At 36.8% G+C, this 1243-nt stretch carries 1 protein-coding gene; it reads left to right on the top strand.

Features of this window, described 5'->3' with window-relative positions; translation table 11 throughout:
* The coding region (locus tag ABYT07_RS21255) for a tandem-95 repeat protein (protein WP_372993977.1) at positions 1–1243 on the top strand (1243 nt) is incomplete at both ends.

Consider the following 1243-nt stretch of genomic DNA (forward strand, 5'->3'; position numbering starts at 1 on the left):
ACAGAGTGTGAGCAAAATCCTATACAAACATTAGATGCTAATGATGCATTAGTTTCAACGGTAGGAGTAATCTGGTATGATGCAGCAATTGATGGGAATGTTGTTAATGAACCAATATTAAATGAGGTTGATTCCATTACATATTATGCTCAATACGAAGATGAAAATTGTAAGAGTGTAACTAGAACTCCTGTAAAATTAGAGATCATTGCTACTCCAGTAGCCCCAGTTGTAGATTCTAGTTTAAACACGACTTGTAGCCTTAATAATGGTTCAATTTCATTAATAGTAACTGAAGGTATTGAATACAGTATCGACGGTGAGAATTATGTAACAAATGGCGAGTTTGACAACTTAGCTCCAGGAACTTACATTATAACAGGAAGATTTGTTAATGGAGATTGCATCTCAACTCCAACAGAAGTTGAAATAATAGCAATTCCTGATACTGAACCCCCGGTAGCTGATGCAGATGAGCTTCCAACAATAAGAGGGGAATGTTTAGCAACAGTAACTAATAATCCAACCGCATTTGATACTTGTGAAGGAAATATACAAGGTACTACGGAGGATCCTTTAACATATACTGAACAAGGAACATATACAATAACGTGGAATTTCGATGATGGAAATGGTAATGTTTCTACACAAATTCAAATTGTTATCATAGAGGATGAAACCCCTCCTTCCATAAATTGTCCAGCAAATATCACTGTAACAAATATAGAGGGCCTAGACTATGCTATTGTCAATTACTCTGAAATCACTACTACAGATAATTGTGGAGCAACAGTGGAAAGAACCACTGGTTTTGCCTCGGGAGAACAATTCCCTGTAGGAACAACTACAGTTACTCATGTGGCAACAGATTCTGGTGGTAATATTGTATCCTGTAGTTTTACAGTGCTTGTAAAAGGAACACCGGTTGCATTAGATGATTTGGTAAGTACTGACGAGGATGTACCTGTAACAATAAATGTGTTGCTAAATGATTCAGATCCAGATGGAGACGAACTTACAATTGTTAGTAATACAAATACAAGTAATGGAACTTTGGTTCTAAACGGAGATGGAACTTTCACCTACACTCCTAACGAGAATTATAACGGCCCAGATTCATTTACCTATACTATTTCCGATGGAAATGGTGGAACTGATACTGCAACCGTAACTATAACAGTAAATGCTGTTAACGATGCACCAGTAGCAGTAGATGATTCTGCTTCTACAAATGAAGATACTC

The sequence above is a fragment of the Sulfitobacter sp. genome, from assembly GCF_041552635.1.
Lineage (GTDB): Bacteria > Pseudomonadota > Alphaproteobacteria > Rhodobacterales > Rhodobacteraceae > Sulfitobacter.